The sequence below is a fragment of the Marinobacter confluentis genome, from assembly GCF_004785685.1.
Taxonomy (GTDB): domain Bacteria; phylum Pseudomonadota; class Gammaproteobacteria; order Pseudomonadales; family Oleiphilaceae; genus Marinobacter; species Marinobacter confluentis.
Window position 1 is genome coordinate 1 of record NZ_SRPF01000067.1, and the last position, 306, is coordinate 306.

1 protein-coding gene is annotated in these 306 nt (G+C 57.8%); it reads left to right on the plus strand.

Annotated features, from left to right (window positions below; translation table 11 throughout):
• Positions 1-132 precede the first annotated feature (132 nt).
• Positions 133-306: OsmC family protein (locus tag E5Q11_RS18225; RefSeq protein WP_168215681.1), on the plus strand; the 174-nt coding region annotated here is incomplete at its 3' end.

Below are 306 nucleotides of genomic sequence, written 5' to 3' on the forward strand. Positions count from 1 at the left end.
CAGACGAAGCAGGAGCCTGAGGGATCCCCCGCACTTGCCAAGACGGGCCAAGACACGCGCACCCAAAAACTGGATAATGGCGGTCACTGAAAACGGCGCCGCGCCACATTCTCCAATCCGGGTAGCTTGTTCATGGAAATCAACGTCAATTTTCTCGACAACCTCAGACTTGAAGCCAAGTTTGACGATTTCACCGTAGTCACGGACCAGCCCATCCGCTACAAGGGGGGTGGGTCGGCGCCCAGTCCGTTCGACTATTTCCTGGCGTCCTCGGCACTGTGCGCGGCCTACTTTGTGCGGGTGTAC